Origin of the sequence: Microcoleus sp. CAWBG640, assembly GCF_020883015.1 — a bacterium.
Taxonomy (GTDB): domain Bacteria; phylum Cyanobacteriota; class Cyanobacteriia; order Cyanobacteriales; family Microcoleaceae; genus Microcoleus; species Microcoleus anatoxicus.
Genome location: NZ_JAHRFC010000021.1, coordinates 21,074 through 40,259 on the forward strand (window position 1 = coordinate 21,074; position 19,186 = coordinate 40,259).

Sequence of the window (19,186 nt, forward strand, 5' to 3'; positions counted from 1 at the left end):
TTACACAATGTCTAGCCAAGACGTTGCAGATCTTCTGTTATTTCGATCGCATATCTCAAAACTCCGGACTGTCATTTCAGACAAAAAGTGCAGTTCCTAAACAGGTAATTGACAATTATGAAACATCAAATTTGCAATAGATTCGCTACTTAGATTTTACCATCTCTCTCACCCAGTTGCGGAAATTCACCTCTGCTTCTACCTCATCTAACTGCGCTGCTGCCAAAAATTCGTAGAGCTTTTCTTTGGGGAGAATCGGAAAAGTGGGGCTGACAGACACTTCTAAATACTCAGAGTTTTCTAGCTGATAAATCCGCCATTCTCTACCATTGTATCTCCAAAACTCCGGTACTCCCATACTAGCATAGAGAGCTAGTTTATTAATATCAGTATGGGTGATATCTACTTCTACTACTAAATCGGGTGCTGGATCTGTGGCTAAATCTACGGTACGACCGGCTACGAGGGGCTGATTTTGGATGTAATAGGCATTGTCTGGTTCTGCACCGCGTTCTAGGTCCGATCGATCTAAGGTTGTTGAACCCATTGTTTTAATCTTCAAACTTAGTTCTACAGCCAAAATAATAATCAGTCGTTCGATTAAGCATCTGGAGAATTCGTGTTGTTCTAAAGGCATGGTAATTTCTAAAGTCCCTCGATCGAATATCAATCTAGCCGCTCGTCTATCGCCAAAAATCTTGAGCAGTTGTTGATAACCCTCCCAACTAATATCTCTAAACACCACTCGCTTTTCGCCTAGGGTTAACGGTGGTGCGATCGGCACAACAGAAATCATATGTTTATTTCCAGCTATGATATTTATAGGATAACACTATCGGTTTTAGATTTGGTAATTGGTAATTGGTAATTGGTAATTGGTAATTGGTAATAACTGCCAACTACCAACTGCCAACTGTCACCTGTCAACTGTCAGTGTTCTCTGTCGCAAAATAAATTCAGCTAGTGCTAAATCAACGGGAGTTGTCACCTTCAAATTAGTCTCTTCTCCCTCCACAATTCGCACTGGTAAGCCGCATTTTTCAAACAAAGCGGCATCATCAGTAACTTCCCAACCTTTCTCTCGGCCTTCTTGATGACACTTTTTCAATAATTGCACTTCAAATCCTTGGGGAGTCTGGGCAGCCCACAAATTGCTCCTTTCCGGTGTGTCTCGCACAATTCGATGCTCATCCACCACCTTAATCGTATCCTTGACCGGGATGGCAACAATCAAGCCGGGACAGCTCAAAAGTGCCTCTGAGGAGCGATCGAACAATTCAGCAGTTGCCAAACATCGCGCCCCATCGTGAATCAACACTCGATCGCTCTCAGCAGGCAAAGCCTGCAAACCGTTGTAAACTGACTCTTGCCTGGTGGCACCACCTTGAATCAGTTTCACAGGCTTAGTCAAAGATAAATCGCTCAAAATTGCTTCAAAATCGGGAAAATCATCAGGCTGGCCCATGATACCAATCCAGGTAATGTGCCCCGAAGCCTCAGCCGCCGCCAAAGTCCAACTCAACAAAGGTTTTCCCACCAAAGTCAGCAGCAGTTTGTTCCGCTGACTACCCATCCGTCGCCCCGAACCCGCCGCAGGAATTAATAAGTGCATTTACTAACCGTTTTTAACCCAACTACATATATATAATAAGAGCGTCCTGTACTCTTCAATCAGTGGTTTAGTTGTCAGCCCGTAGCTTTTAAGGTCTAGAAATACTATAAGCTGATAGCTGAAAGCCGATCGCTGAGAGCTACTTTGTATAAATAATAGTCCGATCGTTTATGATGCGAATACTAGCACTTGTCCCTGGTGGAATTGGCGACCAAATTTTATTTTTTCCCACTCTTGATGACCTCAAACAGTGTTATCCCGATGCTCAAATTGATGTCATGGTGGAACCGAGGGCAAAAAGTGCTTACCGAGTCTGCAAGTCTGTCAAAGAAGTCTTGACTTACAATTTCAAAGACCGGAATGCGATGGCGGATTGGGGTAATTTGCTAGGTGTAATTCGCGATCGCGAATACGAAGCAGTGATTTCCCTGGGTCAGCGTTGGACAGTCGGACTTTTGCTATGGCTGACGGGCATTCCCCAGAGAGTTGGCTATGCCGGAAGCAACAATAGTTTATTTCTCACCAATCCCGTACCGCTGAAAACACAACAGTACGCAGCTTCAATGTACCACGATTTGCTGCAAGGATTCAACATTAAAAATCCGTGTCCTGCGATCGCAATTAATGTACCAAAACAGGACATTCAGTGGGCGGAAGCCCAACAGCAACAGTTGGGGATTAAAGAAAGTGGTTACATTTTAATTCACGGCGGTTCTAGTCAGTTAGCTGTGTCTAAAGGTATTGACAAAATTTACCCGATCGACAATTGGAAGCAAATAATAGAAGATTGTCAAAAGCGACAGCCAAATTTACCAGTGGTGGTGGTTCAAGGGCCAGAAGATGCTGGTTTTGTGGCCCAACTAATCAAGTTGTGTCCCCAGGTGAAAGTGACATCACCCGATGATGTTGGCAAATTAGCCGCCATGATTGCTGCGGCTAATTTGATGATGTGTACAGATAGTGCGCCCATGCACTTAGCTGTAGCGGTTCAAACTTATACAATAGCTTTGTTCGGCCCCACCGATCCAGCAAAATTGTTACCTAAGAGCGATCGATTTTTGGGCATTAAATCTCCTACTGGGAAGATGGCCGACATCTCTCCTGAAGATGTTTTAAAGAAAGTTTGGGGCGGCTAAAAACTAGGATATCTTAGCTGATGCAAGCTGGTTCCCCGGCTCTGCCTGGGAACCCATATCACTCTTGCTCTGCCTCGCTTATCGCAGCTTCACAGGAGGCAAAGCCTGGGGACGAGGAATCGTTTTCCGTAATTCCTCTTTCGCTCTTCGTTTTTCAACAAGCTCCCCAGGCTTTCCAAGACATACAATAGTAGACCCCACAATGATAACTTGAATAACAAAATCAATGACCTTAGAAATCTGACTTAAGCTACGTCGCTGCTATCAACTTCATATCCAATCATGTCTTTTTCGGAGAAGCATACATTTTGAGTTAAAGTATACTTTTTCTTGACAAACTACTGACTTTGTTATGACCATGAGTGGTAAAAATTTTTAAGGGCGATCGCACCTTCGATCCATTCAACTGTGCTTACCCAGAAGACTCAGCCGCCGCCGCGAGTCTATCCATCACAGCTCTACCAATCACTGCTAACTCACTAATCGGCATACATTGAATTTTCTTAAGCAGCTCGTTGGTATTGACAGGTTCCGGCATTGGTTTGCCTTCGAGATGAGCCATTAACTCTTCCATCGTAAAGCCCGCTCTTGCCGCAATCTGAGTCAAATTTTTCGTATCCGGGAGCACCTGACCTTTTTCCCAATACTGAACAGCAGCACCAGAGACTCCCAATAGCCTACCAAAAGCGCTAAAACTCAGGTCGCCACGCGCTAGCTTCACAACTTCGCTCAGTTTTTTCTTAGCTTCTGAGTCCACAGTATTAGTCACCAGATAAACACAACTCCTAGTTTACTTATCTACCAACAAATTTGTCTTTCGTGCTTGACAGCTAAAAATTTACCAGTTATTCTGTAAATACTTTTAAAATCGTAATTTTATTTATCATCGGTCGGGGAGAGCAAAATGAATCGCAAGACACGCCACACACGTCAAAGCCTTACAGCCTCCGGTTGGCTCAAACCCCAGTGCTGGCAAATCTCCAAAATAGAAGCAGCCGAAGCCCTCAGAATGCCCGTCAACCGCATAGTCAAAGTGTATCCCAAACAGCACCAAGTAATAGTCGTTTACCTGAACCAGAAAGGACAAAAATGCAGTTCCTTTTTCAGCTATAGACTGTTTGCCAGATGGCAGCAAGAGGCGATCGCCACAATTACCAGTTGTCGAAACCAGCAAACCTTAGCACCCCTAGAAATCATCGTACAGTATGACCTGGAACATTTCAAGTATCCAGTGGCGATCGCCGATGCAATTTGGGAAGCCCTACTCAACCGCATCCGCCAAGTCATCACAGAACAAAGGCTCAGCCTAGCTTGCGCCTAGTCCCCCATTAACCGCCACCTATGTTGATCATGGTTAATGCTTGGGAAAATCAATTCCTGAGATGGATATTCCTTGCATCTTCTGTACATATCGTCCTTGAGCCGCTACACACTCTGCCATTTTTTGAGCCTGTATAGGTTGACTCCTGGGATCTGGTGACGTGCCTCTATACTCCCATACACCACCACGACCACTATTTATTACGTTTCCATTTTTTTCTAAGATTAACTCTTCTCCGGTAGCATCAATATAGAATTTGCCCTTTTGAAAAGACACGCTGCTAATTGTGATATCTTCCACTCCCTTGTAAGGATTTGCAGGGCCCTTGACAATCTTAATACAGATTCTATTGTTTTTATGTGCAATTTCTCTCCGGGAATTATTGAACATGGTTCCTTGAGAGTAGTAAGTTCCTGTGGGTAGAATTGTAGAATCTTCTTGATTACTTTGAGCAGATGACAAGGATGAAATTGATAGAAGAATAGAACTAGCAATTAGTGTTTCGAGTACCCTAAATTTCACTTCCTATTAAACTCCATTAAAATTGTTTTTTTCGATTACAGCTAATTGAGAAAGGTGCAAGATCTCATACCATTTTCATAAAGTCCTGCTATAGATGGAACTCTTAGCCCCCCCTTACCAAGGGGGGGTTGGGGGGGGTAGATCTGTCGTGCTACTTTATGAAATTGGTATCATTTTTTACCGATTACATCCGCCAAGTCATCACAGAACAAAGGCACACCCAAAAATGCGCCTAAGTTCCCTATCAACCAATCAATTAGAAGTAGAAGCAGCCAACTCAGCCAAACGTTCCTGCTGATCCTGAGAAATGCAAGTCTGAATAATCCCCTCAATATCCCCTTCCAAAACAGTATTGAGCGAGAAATTCTCCCCCAAACGGTGGTCGGTAGCCCGATTATCCTTATAGTTGTAAGTGCGAATTTTTTCCGATCGCGAACCAGTACCAACCTGAGCCAAACGCCGCTCCTTCACCTCATCCTGCTGCTCGCGCAACTTCATTTCATAGAGCTTAGCCCGCAAAATCTGCATCGCGCGCTCCTTATTCTGCAACTGACTGCGCTCCTCAGTACAGAAAATCCGAATCCCAGTCGGCTTGTGAAACAAATCCGCAGCAGTTTCCACCTTGTTCACGTTTTGGCCGCCAGCACCGCCCGATCGAGCCGTACTCATCTCAATATCCTTCGGATCGATGTGAATCTCCACCTCATCAACCTCCGGCATCACAGCCACCGTCGCCGTCGAAGTGTGTACCCGGCCGCCCGCCTCAGTCACAGGCACCCGCTGCACCCGATGCACCCCAGCCTCAAACTTCAGTTTGCTGTAAACACTGTCGCCCGTAACTTCCAGAATCACCTCTTTAAAGCCACCCATTTCCGCCAGCGACTCGCTCACCAACTTCACCACCCAGCCTTGAGTTTGAGCGTAACGCGAATACAGGCGCAGCAAATCTCCCGCCCAAATACTAGCCTCATCTCCACCAGTACCAGCCCGAATTTCCAACATAATATTCTTATCGTCGTTGGGATCGCGCGGCAGCAGCAAAACCTTCAAACGGGTTTCCAAATTTTCCAGCTTCGATTCAAGTTCCTCAACTTCCAAGGCAGCCATTTCTTGCAATTCTCGATCGCCCGCAGCCTCTTTCAGAACTTGTTTCGCACCTGCTAAATCATCAGTCGTGGTTTTCCACAGATCAAAAGTATCGACCACTTCTTCTAAGGACGATCGAGCCTTCGCTACCCGCTGAAACTCATAATTATCCCTAGCGACATCCGGGTCAGCCATGCGGCGAGTCAACTCATGAAAAGTTTGCTCTACCGACTTCAATTTATCCAGTAAATAAGATTCAGCCATTGTCAGTTGTCCTCTGTCAATCGATTTGAGATTTGAGATTTGAGATTTGAGACTTGAGATTTGAGATTTTAGAATTAGACATCTCCAATAATTCCTGTGGGGTACGCATGGGGTCTGCCCTTGCTAGCCTTTTGGGGAGATGTCTATTGAAGAGCAGTTGGAATAGAATGTCGATCCAACTCAACTGCTGGCAAGGGCAAGTCTTCAATCTAAAATCTGCAATCCGAAGGCGGTAAATTGTCAGTAGAAAAAAACTACTCTCAACAAACTGCGGACAAATGACAATCCGGCTACTTCTTCTTTTTGCCTTTAGCAGCAGCCTTAGCAGCATCCGCTTTCGGGTCTTCCATTTTGATCGGGCCAGAAGAAGCATCTGCCTTCGGCATTTCCACTTCCGTCATGCCATATTTCCGCATAAAGCGTTCCACACGACCTTCAGTATCAATAATCTTCTGAGTCCCAGTATAAAAAGGATGATTCCCAGACCAAACATCAACTTGCAGCTTGGGTCTAGTAGAACCAACAGTCATCACAAGTTCCCCGTTGCAATAAACCTCAGCTTCGGGATACCACTGAGGGTGAATGCCAGCTTTCGCCATTGTTTTTTACTCTCTATTTTTTTTACTTTACAACCATTTTAGCCGTGCTCGGACTTGCGTACCAACAGCCGCCGTGATTTTGCCAGATGGGATGTGAAAGCACCCATCGGGGATCAGAAATAGACCTTGAAAAAAAGGAGGATGGAATCTGGATAATTTTTCCCTCTTCCTTCTTCCCTCTTCCCTCGGACTTGTTCCTGGTTCTCTCGATTACCGCTTGGAGTATTGAGGAGCCTTCCGAGCTTTCCGCAAACCGTACTTTTTCCGCTCTTTCGCCCGCGGGTCACGAGTCAAATACCCCTCAATCTTGAGAGGTTTGCGGTTATCAGGGTCTAATTGGCACAGTGCTCTAGCGACACCCAAGCGAATGGAGTCAGCCTGACCTGTCAACCCGCCACCTTCGACTTTTACTAAAATATCGTACTCATTTTCCAGACCCAAAGTTTCCAAAGGAGCCTTAGCCAGGGCCAAATAAGTTGGGTTAAATTGCAAGTACAAATCCCCATCTTTACCATTGACAGTCAATATCCCAGTGCCGGGAACCAAACGTACTCGTGCTACGGAACACTTGCGACGGCCAGTACCCCAGTACACCGCGCGGCCGGTATCTGTTGCTTGCATTACTCATTTCCTCCTGGAATCGTGTGAACAATTAATTCTTGTGGTTTTTGAGCAGCGTGCGGATGCTCAGGGCCAGCGTACACCTTCAGCTTGGTAAACAGTTGTCTGCCCAATGCTGTGTGAGGCAGCATTCCTCTAATCGCTTCTTCGACAATTCTTTCGGGCAAACGTGCTTGCAATTTCGCAAAAGTTTCGGTTTTCATGCCGCCCGGTCTTCCAGAGTGGCGACGATAGATTTTCTGGGTGCGTTTTTTGCCAGTAACAGCGATTTTGTCAGCATTGATGACAATTACAAAATCGCCGGTATCCATAGAAGGAGTGTAAGTTGGTTTGTGTTTTCCCCGGAGGTACATGGCAACTTCAGTTGCCAGACGACCGAGCCGTTGGTCGGCGGCATCGACCACGTACCAATTGTGCTCTAGGGAGTCTTGAGTAGGGACGTAACTTTTGTTCATTGTTTGTTGTGAGTTGTCTGTTAACTGTTAACTGTTAACTGTTGTCAGTTGTCAGTTGTCAGTTCTTAATTGTTAGTTGTCAGTTTTTAATTGTTAGTTGTCAGTTTTTAATTGTCAGTTGTCAGTTTTTAATTGTCAGCTTTTAATTGTTAGTTGTCAGTTGTCCTTAGTTTATATTAGTAGTTACCTAATGACTAATGACTAATGACTACTGACTACTGACTACTGACTAATGACTAATGACTAATGACTACTGACTACTGACTAATGACTAATTTTGGCTGAGTGTCGTACCAGACATCTTGAGAAAAGGGAAAGTCTTGATAGCCAACTCGCAGCAGGCACAAACCTTGAGCGGGGGCGGCATATTTTACCAATTCTCGACGTTCGTTGACCCAGATATCTGTAAAATTTTCGATCGCCCTTTCCCCGCGACCCACCTGCACCAGCAAACCCACCAGCAGCCGCATCATCCCGTACAGAAACCCGCTCGCCTGAACCTCGATATAGATCGTAGGCCCACAACGGTGACACTCTGCTGCTTGTACGTCCACCCAAGAATGCGGCCTGGCAGACCCCGCGCGGTGGAAAGCTGCTAGATGGTGGTGCCCGATCAGGGGTACCATAGCTGCCTGAATCAAAGATTCATCCACAGGGGCGTGATAATAATGCCAAGCAAAAGGACGCACAAACAAATTAGGAGTCTGGTCTGTATAAAGGGTGTAGCGATAGCGCCGCCAACTGGCTGAGAACCGAGCGTGCCAGGTAGGTTCCACCTTTGCCGAAGCTCGAATTAAAATATCTTTTGCCAGTCGAGAGTTGAGAACGCTTGCCCAGCGGTGAGCTGGAATTGGGCCATCGGCATCAAAATGGGCTACTTGAGCCGCGGCGTGAACTCCCGCATCAGTTCTCCCAGCCGCGTGCAGCGTTACCGGACGCTCTAGAACAGTGGAAATTGCTGTTTCAATCTCTTCTTGTACTGTACGCTGATTCGGCTGTCGCTGCCAACCGTGAAAGTCAGTGCCGAGATATTGGATGACAAGAGCAACACGCTGCATCGATTTGGGGTTGTCGATTTCCGATTTGGGATTTTCAGTCATAAATCAAAAATATCCAACCCAAAATTGAATTAAACCAGTTCGACGATCGCCATTTCGGAATTGTCTCCTTGACGGGGGACAGTTCGCACCACGCGGGTGTAGCCACCGTTACGTGAGCCGTACCGTTCTTTTGCCGCATCAAACAGTGCGTGTACTAACTGTTTGTCATAGATAAAGCCCATAGCTTGGCGGCGAGCGGCTAAGGAGCCATCTTTTGCCAGAGTAATCATTTTGTCCGCCTCTGAACGCAGCGCTTTGGCGCGGGCGAGAGTAGTAGTAATTTTACCGTGACGGATTAATTCGGTGGTCAGCGAGCGCAGTAGTGCGCGACGCTGGTCAGCGGGTTTATTGAGTTGGGGGACGCGACAGCGATGACGCATAGCAGTTGGTAATTGGTAATTGGTAATTGGTAATTGGTAAGTGAATAGTTTTGAGTTATGAGTTTTAAATTTTGCATTTAAAGCTCATCCACAAGCGTGGCCTTTGGAGCTAGCCGTGGCTAAATCAAAACTTTGTTACTCATTACCGTTGGATTAACTTTTAGCTGATTTTTCCTGTGGCAAGGTAATGCTCAGGCGCTTTTGCAAAGCTTCAATCACTTCTTCTGCGGACTTTTGCCCGAAGTTTTTGATTTCGAGCAAGTCTTCTTGGGTATAATCCAATAGGTCTGCCACGGAGTTAATCTGAGCCCGCTTGAGACAGTTGTAAGCCCGTACTGACAATTGCAATTCCTCGATCGGAATTTGGCTGGTAGGATCGGTTACACCTTGAGATTCGGGTTTGAGGGAATCTTGGGTGATGTCTTTGAGAGGTGCAAACAGGTCTACCAGGATGTGAGCAGATTGACTCAGAGCTTCTTGAGGAGTCACGCTACCATCAGTCCAGATTTCCATAATCAGCCTGTCTTTCTCGACAGTGCCGCCTACGCGAGCGTCTTCAACACTATAGTTGACCCTACGAATCGGCATAAAAATGGCATCTATGGACAGAAAATCCAAAGCAGATCCATCATCGCGACTACGGTCTACAGCTCGGTATCCGATCCCTTTTTCAATTCTGAATTCCATTTCCAGAACTGAGCCTGGGGAGAGAGTCGCAATATACTGAGAGCGATCGATTATTTCTACCTCAGAAGGTACATCGAATCGATCTGCGGTAACTGTGACAGGTCCTTCGATCCGCAATCTACCTATTTGCGGCTGCTGAGAATGAGTTTTGAGGACGACCTCTTTCATATTCAGCAGGATTTCGAGAACATCTTCTCGTACCCCTTCGATCGTGGCAAACTCGTGATTGACACCTGCGATGCGGACTGAAGTTACTGCTGTTCCTTCCAGATTTGACAGCAGAACTCGCCGCAGCGCATTCCCAACCGTTGTTCCTTGACCGCGGTCGAGGGGTTCGAGGACGAATTTTCCGTACTGACTCCGGTCTTTGTCAGTATGAGACTCTATACATTCAATTTGAAACTGCGCCACGGAGTGACCTCCCTTTTCCACTTTGGATTTTTGATTTTGGATTTTAGATTGCAGAGCATACCCCTGAACGGATTTCGGATTTTGGATGGACGGGGCAATAGTTGAAAGCATTAGTTTTTGGCTTTCAGCAATTAGCCATTATCCAAAATCTAAAATCTAAAATCTCAAATCGTTTTAGACTCTACGCCGCTTGGGAGGGCGACAGCCGTTGTGAGGAATTGGGGTAACATCTCTAATCAGAGTAATTTCTAGTCCTGCCCCTTGCAGCGCCCTAATAGCTGTTTCTCGACCTGCTCCTGGTCCGCTGACCATTACTTCTATTTGGCGCATCCCTTGGTCATTGGCTCGGCGGGCTGCACTTTCTGCTGCTGTTTGAGCTGCGAAAGGCGTTCCCTTTTTAGCTCCTTTAAAACCGCTCGAACCTGCTGATGCCCAGGATATGACTTCGCCATTGAGGTCAGTAATAGTCACAATCGTGTTGTTAAAGGTAGACTGGATGTAGCCTACCCCATTCGGTACATTCCGTTTCTGCTTTTTTGCACCAGATTTCTTGCCTGTTTGTGGTCGCGCCATATGAGTCTCTTTAACTTTTCTGTCAACTAATTTCCCGAAGCGCTAGGAGCCCGCAGCCCCCAGCGTAATTTTCCCAAAAAGATATTACTTCTTGGAAGGTGCTTTTTTCTTGCCCGCAACAGTTCGGCGGACACCCCGGCGGGTTCTGGCGTTGGTGCGGGTTCTTTGGCCTCTAACTGGCAAGCCCAAACGGTGACGCCGACCGCGGTAAGTCCCAATATCCATCAGGCGCTTGATGTTCATTGACTCCCAGCGCCGGAGGTCTCCTTCGATCTGGTAGTTGCTTTCTACATGAGCCCGCAGGGCGGTCACATCTGCTTCTGTTAAATCCTTGACACGAGTATCAGGATTTACGCCTGTTGCAGCGATAATTTTCTGGGCCCGAGACAGGCCTATTCCGTAAATGTATGTCAAACCTATTTCGACGCGCTTATCGCGTGGAAGGTCTACCCCGGCAATCCGTGCCACACTTTTGTCTCCCTAGTTTTCCTGTTTGGCTACAATGTTGAATTAGGCAGCAGCTATCTGCTATTCCTAATTTTCCGATTTTCTAACCCTGGCGTTGTTTGTGTTTTGGGTTAGTACATATCACCATCACTCTGCCTCGACGGCGGATGACGCGACATTTCTCACAAATTTTTTTGACAGATGCTCGAACTTTCATCTTTCTTCCTGCCTGGAGAACGCCACCATACCGGAGAGTACGCCTGCGGGCACTGCCTGTATAGCGGTGGGAGGAGAGGCAGGGCAAGGTGTAGGCCTCTCCTCGATTAATTTTTATGAAGCGGGGGTTATTTGATGAAGGAACCCGCTGGTCCCCACTCCCACTACTGGGGTCAAGTTCGCCTGCTTTCAGACTGAAGGGCGATCTATACTTTCACGGTGTAGCAATGACTTAACTCTGTACACCGGTGGGTTGTTGACGTCCTTCTCGGCAACACTACAAACGTAGCATTATAGCATAAATTTGACTGGTTTTACCAAATTCTCTCTAATTAAACTTAGAATTAGTTTTTAGAAAGTTTTATCTAAGCCTATTTTTTACGAAGGCGATAAGTGATCCGGCCCTTGGTTAAGTCGTAGGGGGTTAATTCGACTTTGACGCGATCGCCCGGCAGAATTTTGATGTAATTGCGACGGATCTTGCCGGAAATGTGAGCTAGGACATTAAACCCATTATCTAGGTCAACCCTAAACATCGCATTGGGCAGGGATTCCGTCACTGTCCCTTCCATTTCAATTAAATCTTGCTTAGACAATTTGGTATTTACCTCAACTCTACATTTGATTAACTAGGAGTTTCCCGGCTGCTACAAAAACTTATTTATTGGTAAGTGTGAAACTAGCACAGGAAAGGGACACTCGATCGACTTAAGAACTCAACCAACCGCTAACTTTATCCTTAATTGAATAAACCTAAAGTTGTGTCAATTAGATTGACGTTTGAGCACAAAAAGCTCCTAGTTAACACATCTTAGCAAAAGTTGTTGGCGGGTAACAGGCTCGATAGAGAAGGTTCAAGAGTTTCCGGAAAGAACTTGTTGGAGTTGAGCGGTAACTTCCTGCATGGAGCGATCCCCATCAACTGCCACCAATTGTTCGCGGTCTCTGTAAAACTCAATCAAAGGTTCAGTTTGCTCGCGATAAACTTGCAACCTACGGCGAATGGTTTGCTCATTGTCATCTTGGCGGCCTCGTGACAGCAGCCGAGTCACCAAAACATTGTCAGGAACATCCAAATTCACTGCCCTCAGATTGCAGTCCTTCCCAGACTTTGCGCCCCCCCCACCAGGAACATCGCACAGTAGTGTGTCAAAAAACGCTGCTTGTGGGACTGTGCGAGGAAAGCCGTCTAGAATCCAGCCAGCCTTAGCATCTGGTTGATTCATGCGTTCTTGTACGATATCCATCAATAACCCATCGGGAACCAACTCACCAGCATCCATGTAGGCTTTGGCTTTTTCACCCAAGGGAGTTTTAGCCACTACGCAGGCGCGTAGGATGTCACCAGTAGAAATGTGGGGTATTTTCCAGAGATCTGCTAAAAGCTGAGCTTGAGTTCCCTTTCCTGCCCCTGGAGGCCCCATAAAAATCAATTGCATTGGGATTACTTCACCATTCCTTCATATCGTTGGGAGATGACGTAAGTTTGAATTTGCTTAGCAGTTTCGATCGCCACACCTACTAGAATCAGTAAGGAAGTTGCGCCAAAGCCTCTAAAAGTTTGCACCCCGATCGCGCTTTCCACAGCAGTTGGTACAATTGCCACCAGGCCGAGAAATATCGCTCCCAAGAAAGTCAAACGATTCAAAACCTTCTCCACATAATCGCTCGTTTTCTGACCAGGACGAATCCCAGGAATACTGGCACCCATTTTCTTCAAGTTCTGAGACATATCTACGGGGTTGACAATCAACGAAGCGTAGAAATAGCTAAAGAACAGAATCAAAGTCAGATAAAATAGTGCATAAGCCCAGGGTACAGGTCCATTGGGACTCAGAACATTAGCCACTTGCACCAGAAACGGGTTATTGAGAGATTGAGCTAAGAAAGAGGGAACAATCAATACCGAGGATGCAAAAATAATCGGCATCACTCCACCTTGATTTAAGCGCAGGGGTAGATAACTGCGACTCTCCCGATAAACTTTGCGACCGACTTGGCGACGGGCGGAAATAATCGGAATCCGGCGAATACCTTCCTGAACAAAAACAATCCCTACAATCGTCACCAAAAATACCAGCAACAGCACAATTACGCGACCAACAACTTGCGTGTCTCCACTTTGGGCCAATTCAAAAGTTTGTCCCAGAGAACGTGGCAAAACTGAAACAATGTTGATAAAAATCAGCAAAGACGCTCCATTACCGATACCTCGTTCTGTCACCACTTCCGATATCCACATTACAAACATCGATCCAGCAGTCAAAGCCAAAGCGGTTTGTGCAATGAATAAAGGTCCTGGAACCTGAGCAAAAGGGCTAACCCAAATCGCTATGCCAACGCTTTGCAGAATTGCCCAGCCCAAAGAAACGTAGCGAGTAATTTGAGAAATCTTGCGTCGCCCAGCTTCCCCTTCATTTTTCTGCAACTCTTCTAAAGTTGGTAAAGCCGCCGTTAGAAGCTGCACAATAATTGAAGCATTGATGTAGGGCAAAATCCCTAGAGCAAAAATCCCCAAAGCTGAAAGCCCGCCCCCTGAAAATAGATCCAAAAAGCCAATCAAAGGGCTATTTTGAACATTTTGGGAAAAGGCGACGCGATCAATGCCGGGGACTGGCAAGTGGACACCCAAGCGCACTAAAATCAATAAGCCTAGGGTTACGAGGATGCGGTCCCGCAAACCCGCAGCTTGGGCCATCTGCATGAAAGTTTCTTGTGCAGTTGGCGCTTTTTCTCTACTAACGTCCATAGTTACGATTTGGGATTTTAGATTTGGGATTTTAGGCTAAATCATTTTTTGATAGGAGCATTGAGGATTTGAGATTTGGACACATTCTCAAACCTCAAATCTTTAGGCAACTAATTCACAACTGCCGCCAGCGGCTTCTATTTTGGTGCGAGCACCTGCGGTAAAAGCAGCAGCTCTGACTTGCAGAGCTACATTTAATTCCCCATCTCCTAAGATTTTGAGCGGACCGTCGTCAGTAGTGACGATTTTTGCTTGAATCAAAGAGGTGAGAGTTACTTCTGTGTTTGCTGGCAGCGATGCTAATTTACTGACATTGATGATAGTGTACTCTTTACGGTTCACTAAAGGGAAGCTTTTGAGTTTGGGGAGGCGGCGGTAAAGAGGATTTTGACCTCCTTCAAAACCGGGTCTAGTGCCACTACCGGCTCTAGATTTTTGACCGCGCATCCCTTTACCAGAGCTCGCGCCTTGACCGGCAGCAATACCTCTACCCAAGCGGCGGGGGCGTTTTGTGGAGCCCGCTTTTGGTCGGGCGTCTTGCAATCTCATAGTTTTGGTAATTGGGTTTGCAGTAGGACGTGAGTTTTGAGTGAGCTAGTTTTGAGTTTCTGAATTTTTTGATTCTCAACTCAAAACTTGCAGTGTTCCATTGTCTAACCGTAGAGGTTTTCTACTGGAATTCCGCGCTCTTGAGCTACTTCGGATAGGGTACGAAGTGTGGATAGGGCATTGACGGCTGCTCTAGCATTGTTTAATGGATTTCCCGAACCTAGCTGTTTGGCTAGGATGTTGCGGACTCCTGCTAGTTCGAGAACAGTTCTCACTGCTCCCCCTGCAATTACCCCTGTTCCAGGAGATGCTGGTCGCATCATGACTTTGGCTCCGCCGCCAGCACCGTTGATGGGGTGAGGAATTGAGTTAGCTTTGGTCAGAGGCACTTCAATCAGGTGCTTTTTGCCGTCAGCGACGCCTTTTTTAACGGCACCGATGACGTCGCTAGCTTTGCCTACTCCAACCCCAACTTGACCGCGTTCGTTACCGATAATGACTATGGCGCGGAAGCTGAGTTTTTTACCGCCTTTGACTACTTTGGTAACGCGGCGAATCTGAACTACCCGTTCTTGCCATTCGGATTCTTTTTCGCGCGTTTTGTTGTTGCTTTTTTTCTTGTTGCGCTGTTCTTTTTGTTCTGCCATGTTTTGTGCTTGGGGAATTGAGGATTAGTAATTGGTAGTTGGAAAATAGAAATTAACAATTAGGAATTAAGAATTTTATTGTAGATTCTTTTTTCCTTCTTCCTTATTCCTTCTTCCTTATTCCTTCTTCCTTTTTGTTTCTTCCTAAAAGTCTAACCCGGCTTCGCGAGCTGCGTCGGCGAGGGCTTTGACTCTACCGTGGTAGAGGTTGCCTCCGCGATCGAAGACGACTTTCGCTATGCCGACGCTGGAACAGCGTTTGGCTATCAACTGACCTACTTGCACGCTGGCTTCGCAGTTGGCTCCCGAACTGAGAGCTGACTTTAATTCCGGGTCTAGGGTTGACGCGGCGGCTAAAGTGTGCTGGGTGCTGTCGTCGATGACTTGGGCGTAAATGTGCTGTTGCGATCGAAATACCGCTAATCTGGGGCGTTCGGAGGTCCCGAACACCTTGCGCCGCACGCGGCGGTGTCTGCGGTGGACTGATTCTTTGCGAGTAAGCTTCATGTCTACTTCTTACCTGTTTTGCCTGTTTTACCAGCTTTGCGGCGGACGACTTCGCCACTGTAGCGAATGCCTTTGCCCTTGTAGACTTCAGGCGGACGCACTGCGCGGATGCGGGCTGCTGTATTGCCTACGAGTTCTTTGTCAATGCCAGAGACAATGACGTTGGTGTTGCCTTCTACTGCCATGGTGATCCCTTCTGGAGGGAGCATTTCAACGGGCTTGCTGTAACCGACGTTTAAAATCAGGTTCCGTCCTTGAACCTGGGCCCGATAACCTGTACCGATAATTTCCAGGCGACGCTGAAAACCTTGGGATACACCTTCGACCATGTTGGCGACTAGGGTGCGACACAGGCCATGTAGTTGGCGGGCGACGCGAGATTCGTCTCTGCGTGTGACGAGTAAAGTCTCGCCTTCGAGTCCCATCGTGATTTCTGCTGGTATGACTCGTGAAAGTTCACCTTTAGGACCTTTGACGGCTACTTTTTGACCGTCTAGGGTGATGGTGACTTTCGTGGGAATGCTAATCGGACGCTTGCCAATTCGCGACATAGTTTTTGGTCCTTTGTTTTTAGTTATTAGTCCTGGATGTTTAGTCTTTAGTGATTAGTCCTTAGTTATTGATTTTTGAGTCTGTTGCCAATGACCATTGACTAATGACTAATGACTAATGACTACCAAACATAACAAAGCACTTCTCCGCCTAAACCTTGGCGGCGGGCTTCTCTATCGGTCATAATGCCACGGTCTGTGGAGATAATGGCTATGCCAATTCCGCCTAAAACTCTGGGCAATTCTTTGCGGTTCGAGTAAACGCGCAGTCCTGGTTTGCTGACTCGCTTAAGTGCCGTAATGATGGGCTTGCGAGTTTTGCCTTTGTATTTGAGAGAAAGCACTAAATGTCGCTTAATCCCTTCTGGTTCTGCTTCTTCAAATTCGCTGATAAAGCCTTCACTTTTGAGGACTTCGGCGATGCTACGGGTCATTTTTGTAGCTGGAATTTGTGTTGTTTGGTGGCGCGCCATGCACGAATTGCGAATGCGCGTCAACATATCTGCTATGGTATCGTTAGCTGCCATGTTTTGCTCCTTACTCTACTGCTTAGTTGTCCCGGAAGGGCATTCCCATTTCTTTGAGCAAGGCGCGTCCTTCTTCGTCGGTGTTTGCTGTGGTGATAATTGAAATGTCCATGCCTCGAATTTGATCGATGCTGTCATATTCTATTTCGGGAAAGATTAGTTGTTCTCTCAGACCCAAGCTGTAGTTGCCACGTCCGTCGAAGCTTTTGGGACTGATGCCGCGAAAGTCTCTGATTCGGGGAAGTGCGAGGTTGATTAGTCGATCGAGAAAATCGTACATCCGCTCTGACCGTAGCGTCACCATGACACCAACGGGTACTCCTTTGCGGATTTTGAAGCCTGCGATCGCCTTTTTCGCCCGCGTCACCACTGGTTTTTGACCTGTGATGATGCCAATTTCGTTGATGGATGAATCTAGCGCCTTAGCATTTTGAGATGCTTCTCCCAAGCCACGGTTCACGGTGACTTTGACGAGTTTGGGTACCTGATGGATATTAGTATATTTAAACTGATCCATCAGTTTCGGTACTATCTTTTCTTGGTAAAGAACTTTGAGTTTGTCTGGCATTGTTTTTGGGTTTCTTTAACTGTCCCTGGGCTTGGTCAGGGAATTGTGCTTTGTCTGTTGACGGTTGACTGTTGACGGTTGACTGTTGACGGTTGACTGTTGTCAGCTAATGACTACTGACTACTGACTACTGACTACTGACTACTGACTACTGACTACTGACTACTGACTACTGACTAATTATCGAGGATTTCTCCGGTTTTTTTGAGTTGTCGGAGTTTGCGGCCATCTTCGCTAAAGGTGTAGCAAACACGACTAGCTACTTTTTCTTTTTCGGAGTAGTGCATGACATTGGAGCTATGAATTGGAGCTTCAAATGTAACTACTTTACCCGATTCTCCCTCTTGCTGGGGCTTTACGTGTTTGGTTCTGATATTTACACCTTTAACAATTACTTTGCTGACTTTAGGATAGGTCTTTAAGATTTCTCCGACTTTACCTTTTTCTTTGCCAGTAATTATTTGAACGGTGTCGCCTGCTTTGACGTGCATTCTATGGCGTTGCGGTTCGCTAGTTGCTTTACCCTTTTTTCCGTACATTTTAAAGTACCTCTGGGGCTAAGGAAACAATTTTAGTGAAGTTTTTGTCGCGCAGTTCGCGGGCGACTGGTCCAAAAACGCGAGTGCCTTTAGGATTGCCTTCTGGATTGATAATAACGGCGGCGTTATCGTCAAAACGAATACTCATGCCACTGTCGCGACGCAAAGCTTTGCGGGTTCTGACAATGACTGCCCGGACGACATCGGATTTTTTGACTGCCATATTGGGTATGGCGTCTTTGACGACGGCAATAATGACATCGCCGACTCCGCCGTAGCGACGGTTGCCGCCTCCCAATACGCGGATGCACATCAGTTTACGTGCTCCGCTATTGTCGGCGACATTTAGGTATGTCTGGGGTTGAATCATGGTGATTGGTGACTGTTAACTGTTGAGTGTTGATTGTGAATCTGGGATCGGGCGATCGCCAGAATGCAATTAACTGTTAGCCGTTTTTTGTACCGAAAATTTCAGCAACTGTCCAGCGTTTGGTTTTACTCAAAGGGCGGGTTTCAGTGATGCGGACACGATCGCCCGGTTTGCACTTATTTTCTTCGTCGTGAGCTTTGTAACGTTTGGTGCGGACTACGATTTTGCCGTATTTGGTGTGGGAGGAGCGGTTTTCGATTGCCACTACCACAGTTTTGTCCATTTTGTCGCTGACTACTACGCCAACTCGTTCTTTAACTGCCATACCTACCTATTTTTGTTGTGCAATGGAGTTTTGTGTAACTGCTGTGCGATTCGGTTGGGCTACTTTTGTCTTTTAACTGACTGCTGCGGTTGAAGCAGTTGATTCGGCAGTTGTAGACGAAGCTGATTTTGCAGCAGCTTCAGCCGCGATTTGCCGTTCGCGTTCAACAGTCATCAGTTGACCCAGTCTGTGTTTGGCGTGCTTAAACAGATGGGGTTTGTCTACACGGCCAGTAGCTTGGAATAACCGCAGTTCCATTAGTTGGCGCTTAACGGCTAAAATTTGCTCTGCCACTTCGGCATCGCTTAAATCTCTAGCTTCTTTAATTTTGGATAAAGACATAATTTTGTCGTGGATCGTTAGCGATCGGTCAATGGATTTTAGGTGAGAGATTTGAGGTTGAAAAATCATCCTAAATCTGCTT

29 protein-coding genes are annotated in these 19,186 nt (G+C 46.5%); 2 read left to right on the top strand and 27 right to left on the bottom strand.

Going from position 1 to position 19,186, the window contains the following annotated elements; translation table 11 throughout:
* Window positions 1–145: 145 nt before the first annotated feature.
* Window positions 146–796, bottom strand: coding sequence for a Uma2 family endonuclease (locus tag AAFP11_RS13080; RefSeq protein ID WP_341737466.1), 651 nt, complete (start codon window positions 794–796; stop codon window positions 146–148).
* A 120-nt stretch (window positions 797–916) separates the two neighbouring features.
* Window positions 917–1,612 carry a 2-C-methyl-D-erythritol 4-phosphate cytidylyltransferase gene (ispD, locus tag AAFP11_RS13085; RefSeq protein ID WP_341737467.1) on the bottom strand — a complete coding sequence of 232 codons (696 nt, stop codon included), beginning with the start codon at window positions 1,610–1,612 and terminating at the stop codon, window positions 917–919.
* Between the two features lie 173 nt (window positions 1,613–1,785).
* On the opposite strand from ispD, the gene AAFP11_RS13090 reads away from it, so the two are divergent.
* A complete protein-coding gene (locus AAFP11_RS13090; RefSeq protein WP_341737523.1) occupies window positions 1,786–2,748 on the top strand; it encodes a glycosyltransferase family 9 protein in 963 nt (320 codons plus the stop codon).
* A gap of 412 nt (window positions 2,749–3,160) precedes the next feature.
* On the opposite strand, the gene AAFP11_RS13095 is transcribed toward AAFP11_RS13090, so the two are convergent.
* Window positions 3,161–3,517, bottom strand: coding sequence for a helix-turn-helix transcriptional regulator (locus tag AAFP11_RS13095; protein WP_341737468.1), 357 nt, complete (start codon window positions 3,515–3,517; stop codon window positions 3,161–3,163).
* Between the two features lie 135 nt (window positions 3,518–3,652).
* Between AAFP11_RS13095 and AAFP11_RS13100 the strand changes: the two genes are divergently transcribed.
* Window positions 3,653–4,069, top strand: coding sequence for a hypothetical protein (locus tag AAFP11_RS13100; RefSeq protein WP_341737469.1), 417 nt, complete (start codon window positions 3,653–3,655; stop codon window positions 4,067–4,069).
* Window positions 4,070–4,102: 33 nt separating this feature from the next.
* Here the strand turns inward: AAFP11_RS13100 and AAFP11_RS13105 are convergent, their stop codons facing one another.
* The 24 genes from AAFP11_RS13105 to rpmC all read right to left on the bottom strand — a co-directional run bounded on the left by AAFP11_RS13105 (window position 4,103) and on the right by rpmC (window position 19,104).
* A complete protein-coding gene (locus AAFP11_RS13105) occupies window positions 4,103–4,531 on the bottom strand; it encodes a hypothetical protein (protein ID WP_341737470.1) in 429 nt (142 codons plus the stop codon).
* Between the two features lie 312 nt (window positions 4,532–4,843).
* Entirely contained in the window at window positions 4,844–5,941 is a 1,098-nt protein-coding gene (prfA, locus tag AAFP11_RS13110) for a peptide chain release factor 1 (RefSeq protein WP_341737471.1), read from the bottom strand.
* A 290-nt stretch (window positions 5,942–6,231) separates the two neighbouring features.
* Window positions 6,232–6,540: a 50S ribosomal protein L31 gene (gene rpmE / locus AAFP11_RS13115; protein ID WP_341737472.1), complete on the bottom strand. Its 309-nt coding sequence runs from the start codon at window positions 6,538–6,540 to the stop codon at window positions 6,232–6,234.
* Between the two features lie 210 nt (window positions 6,541–6,750).
* The gene (gene rpsI, locus AAFP11_RS13120) at window positions 6,751–7,161 is read right to left on the bottom strand and encodes a 30S ribosomal protein S9 (protein ID WP_341737473.1); all 411 of its coding nucleotides are present in this window, start codon (window positions 7,159–7,161) and stop codon (window positions 6,751–6,753) included.
* Window positions 7,161–7,616 carry a 50S ribosomal protein L13 gene (gene rplM / locus AAFP11_RS13125; RefSeq protein WP_341737474.1) on the bottom strand — a complete coding sequence of 152 codons (456 nt, stop codon included), beginning with the start codon at window positions 7,614–7,616 and terminating at the stop codon, window positions 7,161–7,163. Before rplM ends, rpsI begins: the two co-directional genes overlap by 1 nt.
* A gap of 257 nt (window positions 7,617–7,873) precedes the next feature.
* The gene (gene truA, locus AAFP11_RS13130) at window positions 7,874–8,716 is read right to left on the bottom strand and encodes a tRNA pseudouridine(38-40) synthase TruA (RefSeq protein WP_341737475.1); all 843 of its coding nucleotides are present in this window, start codon (window positions 8,714–8,716) and stop codon (window positions 7,874–7,876) included.
* A gap of 29 nt (window positions 8,717–8,745) precedes the next feature.
* Complete coding sequence (rplQ, locus tag AAFP11_RS13135; RefSeq protein ID WP_340518178.1) at window positions 8,746–9,096, bottom strand: 50S ribosomal protein L17; 351 nt, start codon at window positions 9,094–9,096, stop codon at window positions 8,746–8,748.
* A 153-nt stretch (window positions 9,097–9,249) separates the two neighbouring features.
* Entirely contained in the window at window positions 9,250–10,194 is a 945-nt protein-coding gene (locus AAFP11_RS13140) for a DNA-directed RNA polymerase subunit alpha (RefSeq protein ID WP_341737524.1), read from the bottom strand.
* Between the two features lie 174 nt (window positions 10,195–10,368).
* On the bottom strand, window positions 10,369–10,767 hold the full coding sequence (rpsK, locus tag AAFP11_RS13145; protein ID WP_332978136.1) for a 30S ribosomal protein S11: 399 nt from the start codon (window positions 10,765–10,767) through the stop codon (window positions 10,369–10,371).
* An 84-nt stretch (window positions 10,768–10,851) separates the two neighbouring features.
* Window positions 10,852–11,235 carry a 30S ribosomal protein S13 gene (rpsM, locus tag AAFP11_RS13150; protein ID WP_340518176.1) on the bottom strand — a complete coding sequence of 128 codons (384 nt, stop codon included), beginning with the start codon at window positions 11,233–11,235 and terminating at the stop codon, window positions 10,852–10,854.
* Window positions 11,236–11,317: 82 nt separating this feature from the next.
* Window positions 11,318–11,431, bottom strand: coding sequence for a 50S ribosomal protein L36 (rpmJ, locus tag AAFP11_RS13155; RefSeq protein WP_015178722.1), 114 nt, complete (start codon window positions 11,429–11,431; stop codon window positions 11,318–11,320).
* Between the two features lie 370 nt (window positions 11,432–11,801).
* A complete protein-coding gene (infA, locus tag AAFP11_RS13160) occupies window positions 11,802–12,026 on the bottom strand; it encodes a translation initiation factor IF-1 (RefSeq protein ID WP_006276978.1) in 225 nt (74 codons plus the stop codon).
* Between the two features lie 258 nt (window positions 12,027–12,284).
* The gene (locus AAFP11_RS13165; protein ID WP_341737476.1) at window positions 12,285–12,869 is read right to left on the bottom strand and encodes an adenylate kinase; all 585 of its coding nucleotides are present in this window, start codon (window positions 12,867–12,869) and stop codon (window positions 12,285–12,287) included.
* 5 nt (window positions 12,870–12,874) lie between these two features.
* Entirely contained in the window at window positions 12,875–14,179 is a 1,305-nt protein-coding gene (secY, locus tag AAFP11_RS13170) for a preprotein translocase subunit SecY (RefSeq protein WP_341737477.1), read from the bottom strand.
* Window positions 14,180–14,281: 102 nt separating this feature from the next.
* Entirely contained in the window at window positions 14,282–14,728 is a 447-nt protein-coding gene (gene rplO / locus AAFP11_RS13175; protein WP_341737478.1) for a 50S ribosomal protein L15, read from the bottom strand.
* 104 nt (window positions 14,729–14,832) lie between these two features.
* A complete protein-coding gene (rpsE, locus tag AAFP11_RS13180) occupies window positions 14,833–15,375 on the bottom strand; it encodes a 30S ribosomal protein S5 (protein WP_340518166.1) in 543 nt (180 codons plus the stop codon).
* A 144-nt stretch (window positions 15,376–15,519) separates the two neighbouring features.
* Window positions 15,520–15,882 (bottom strand): 50S ribosomal protein L18, encoded by a 363-nt coding sequence (gene rplR / locus AAFP11_RS13185; protein WP_341737479.1) that lies wholly within the window; start codon window positions 15,880–15,882, stop codon window positions 15,520–15,522.
* Between the two features lie 2 nt (window positions 15,883–15,884).
* Complete coding sequence (gene rplF / locus AAFP11_RS13190) at window positions 15,885–16,433, bottom strand: 50S ribosomal protein L6 (RefSeq protein WP_341733767.1); 549 nt, start codon at window positions 16,431–16,433, stop codon at window positions 15,885–15,887.
* 122 nt (window positions 16,434–16,555) lie between these two features.
* The gene (rpsH, locus tag AAFP11_RS13195) at window positions 16,556–16,960 is read right to left on the bottom strand and encodes a 30S ribosomal protein S8 (protein ID WP_341733768.1); all 405 of its coding nucleotides are present in this window, start codon (window positions 16,958–16,960) and stop codon (window positions 16,556–16,558) included.
* Window positions 16,961–16,982: 22 nt separating this feature from the next.
* Window positions 16,983–17,528, bottom strand: a complete 546-nt coding sequence (gene rplE, locus AAFP11_RS13200) for a 50S ribosomal protein L5 (RefSeq protein ID WP_340518158.1) — start codon at window positions 17,526–17,528, stop codon at window positions 16,983–16,985.
* A 176-nt stretch (window positions 17,529–17,704) separates the two neighbouring features.
* A complete protein-coding gene (gene rplX, locus AAFP11_RS13205) occupies window positions 17,705–18,067 on the bottom strand; it encodes a 50S ribosomal protein L24 (RefSeq protein ID WP_340518156.1) in 363 nt (120 codons plus the stop codon).
* Between the two features lies 1 nt (window position 18,068).
* On the bottom strand, window positions 18,069–18,437 hold the full coding sequence (gene rplN, locus AAFP11_RS13210) for a 50S ribosomal protein L14 (RefSeq protein ID WP_193973611.1): 369 nt from the start codon (window positions 18,435–18,437) through the stop codon (window positions 18,069–18,071).
* A gap of 76 nt (window positions 18,438–18,513) precedes the next feature.
* Entirely contained in the window at window positions 18,514–18,762 is a 249-nt protein-coding gene (rpsQ, locus tag AAFP11_RS13215; protein WP_340518155.1) for a 30S ribosomal protein S17, read from the bottom strand.
* Window positions 18,763–18,834: 72 nt separating this feature from the next.
* A complete protein-coding gene (rpmC, locus tag AAFP11_RS13220; protein WP_341737480.1) occupies window positions 18,835–19,104 on the bottom strand; it encodes a 50S ribosomal protein L29 in 270 nt (89 codons plus the stop codon).
* Window positions 19,105–19,186: the final 82 nt, after the last annotated feature.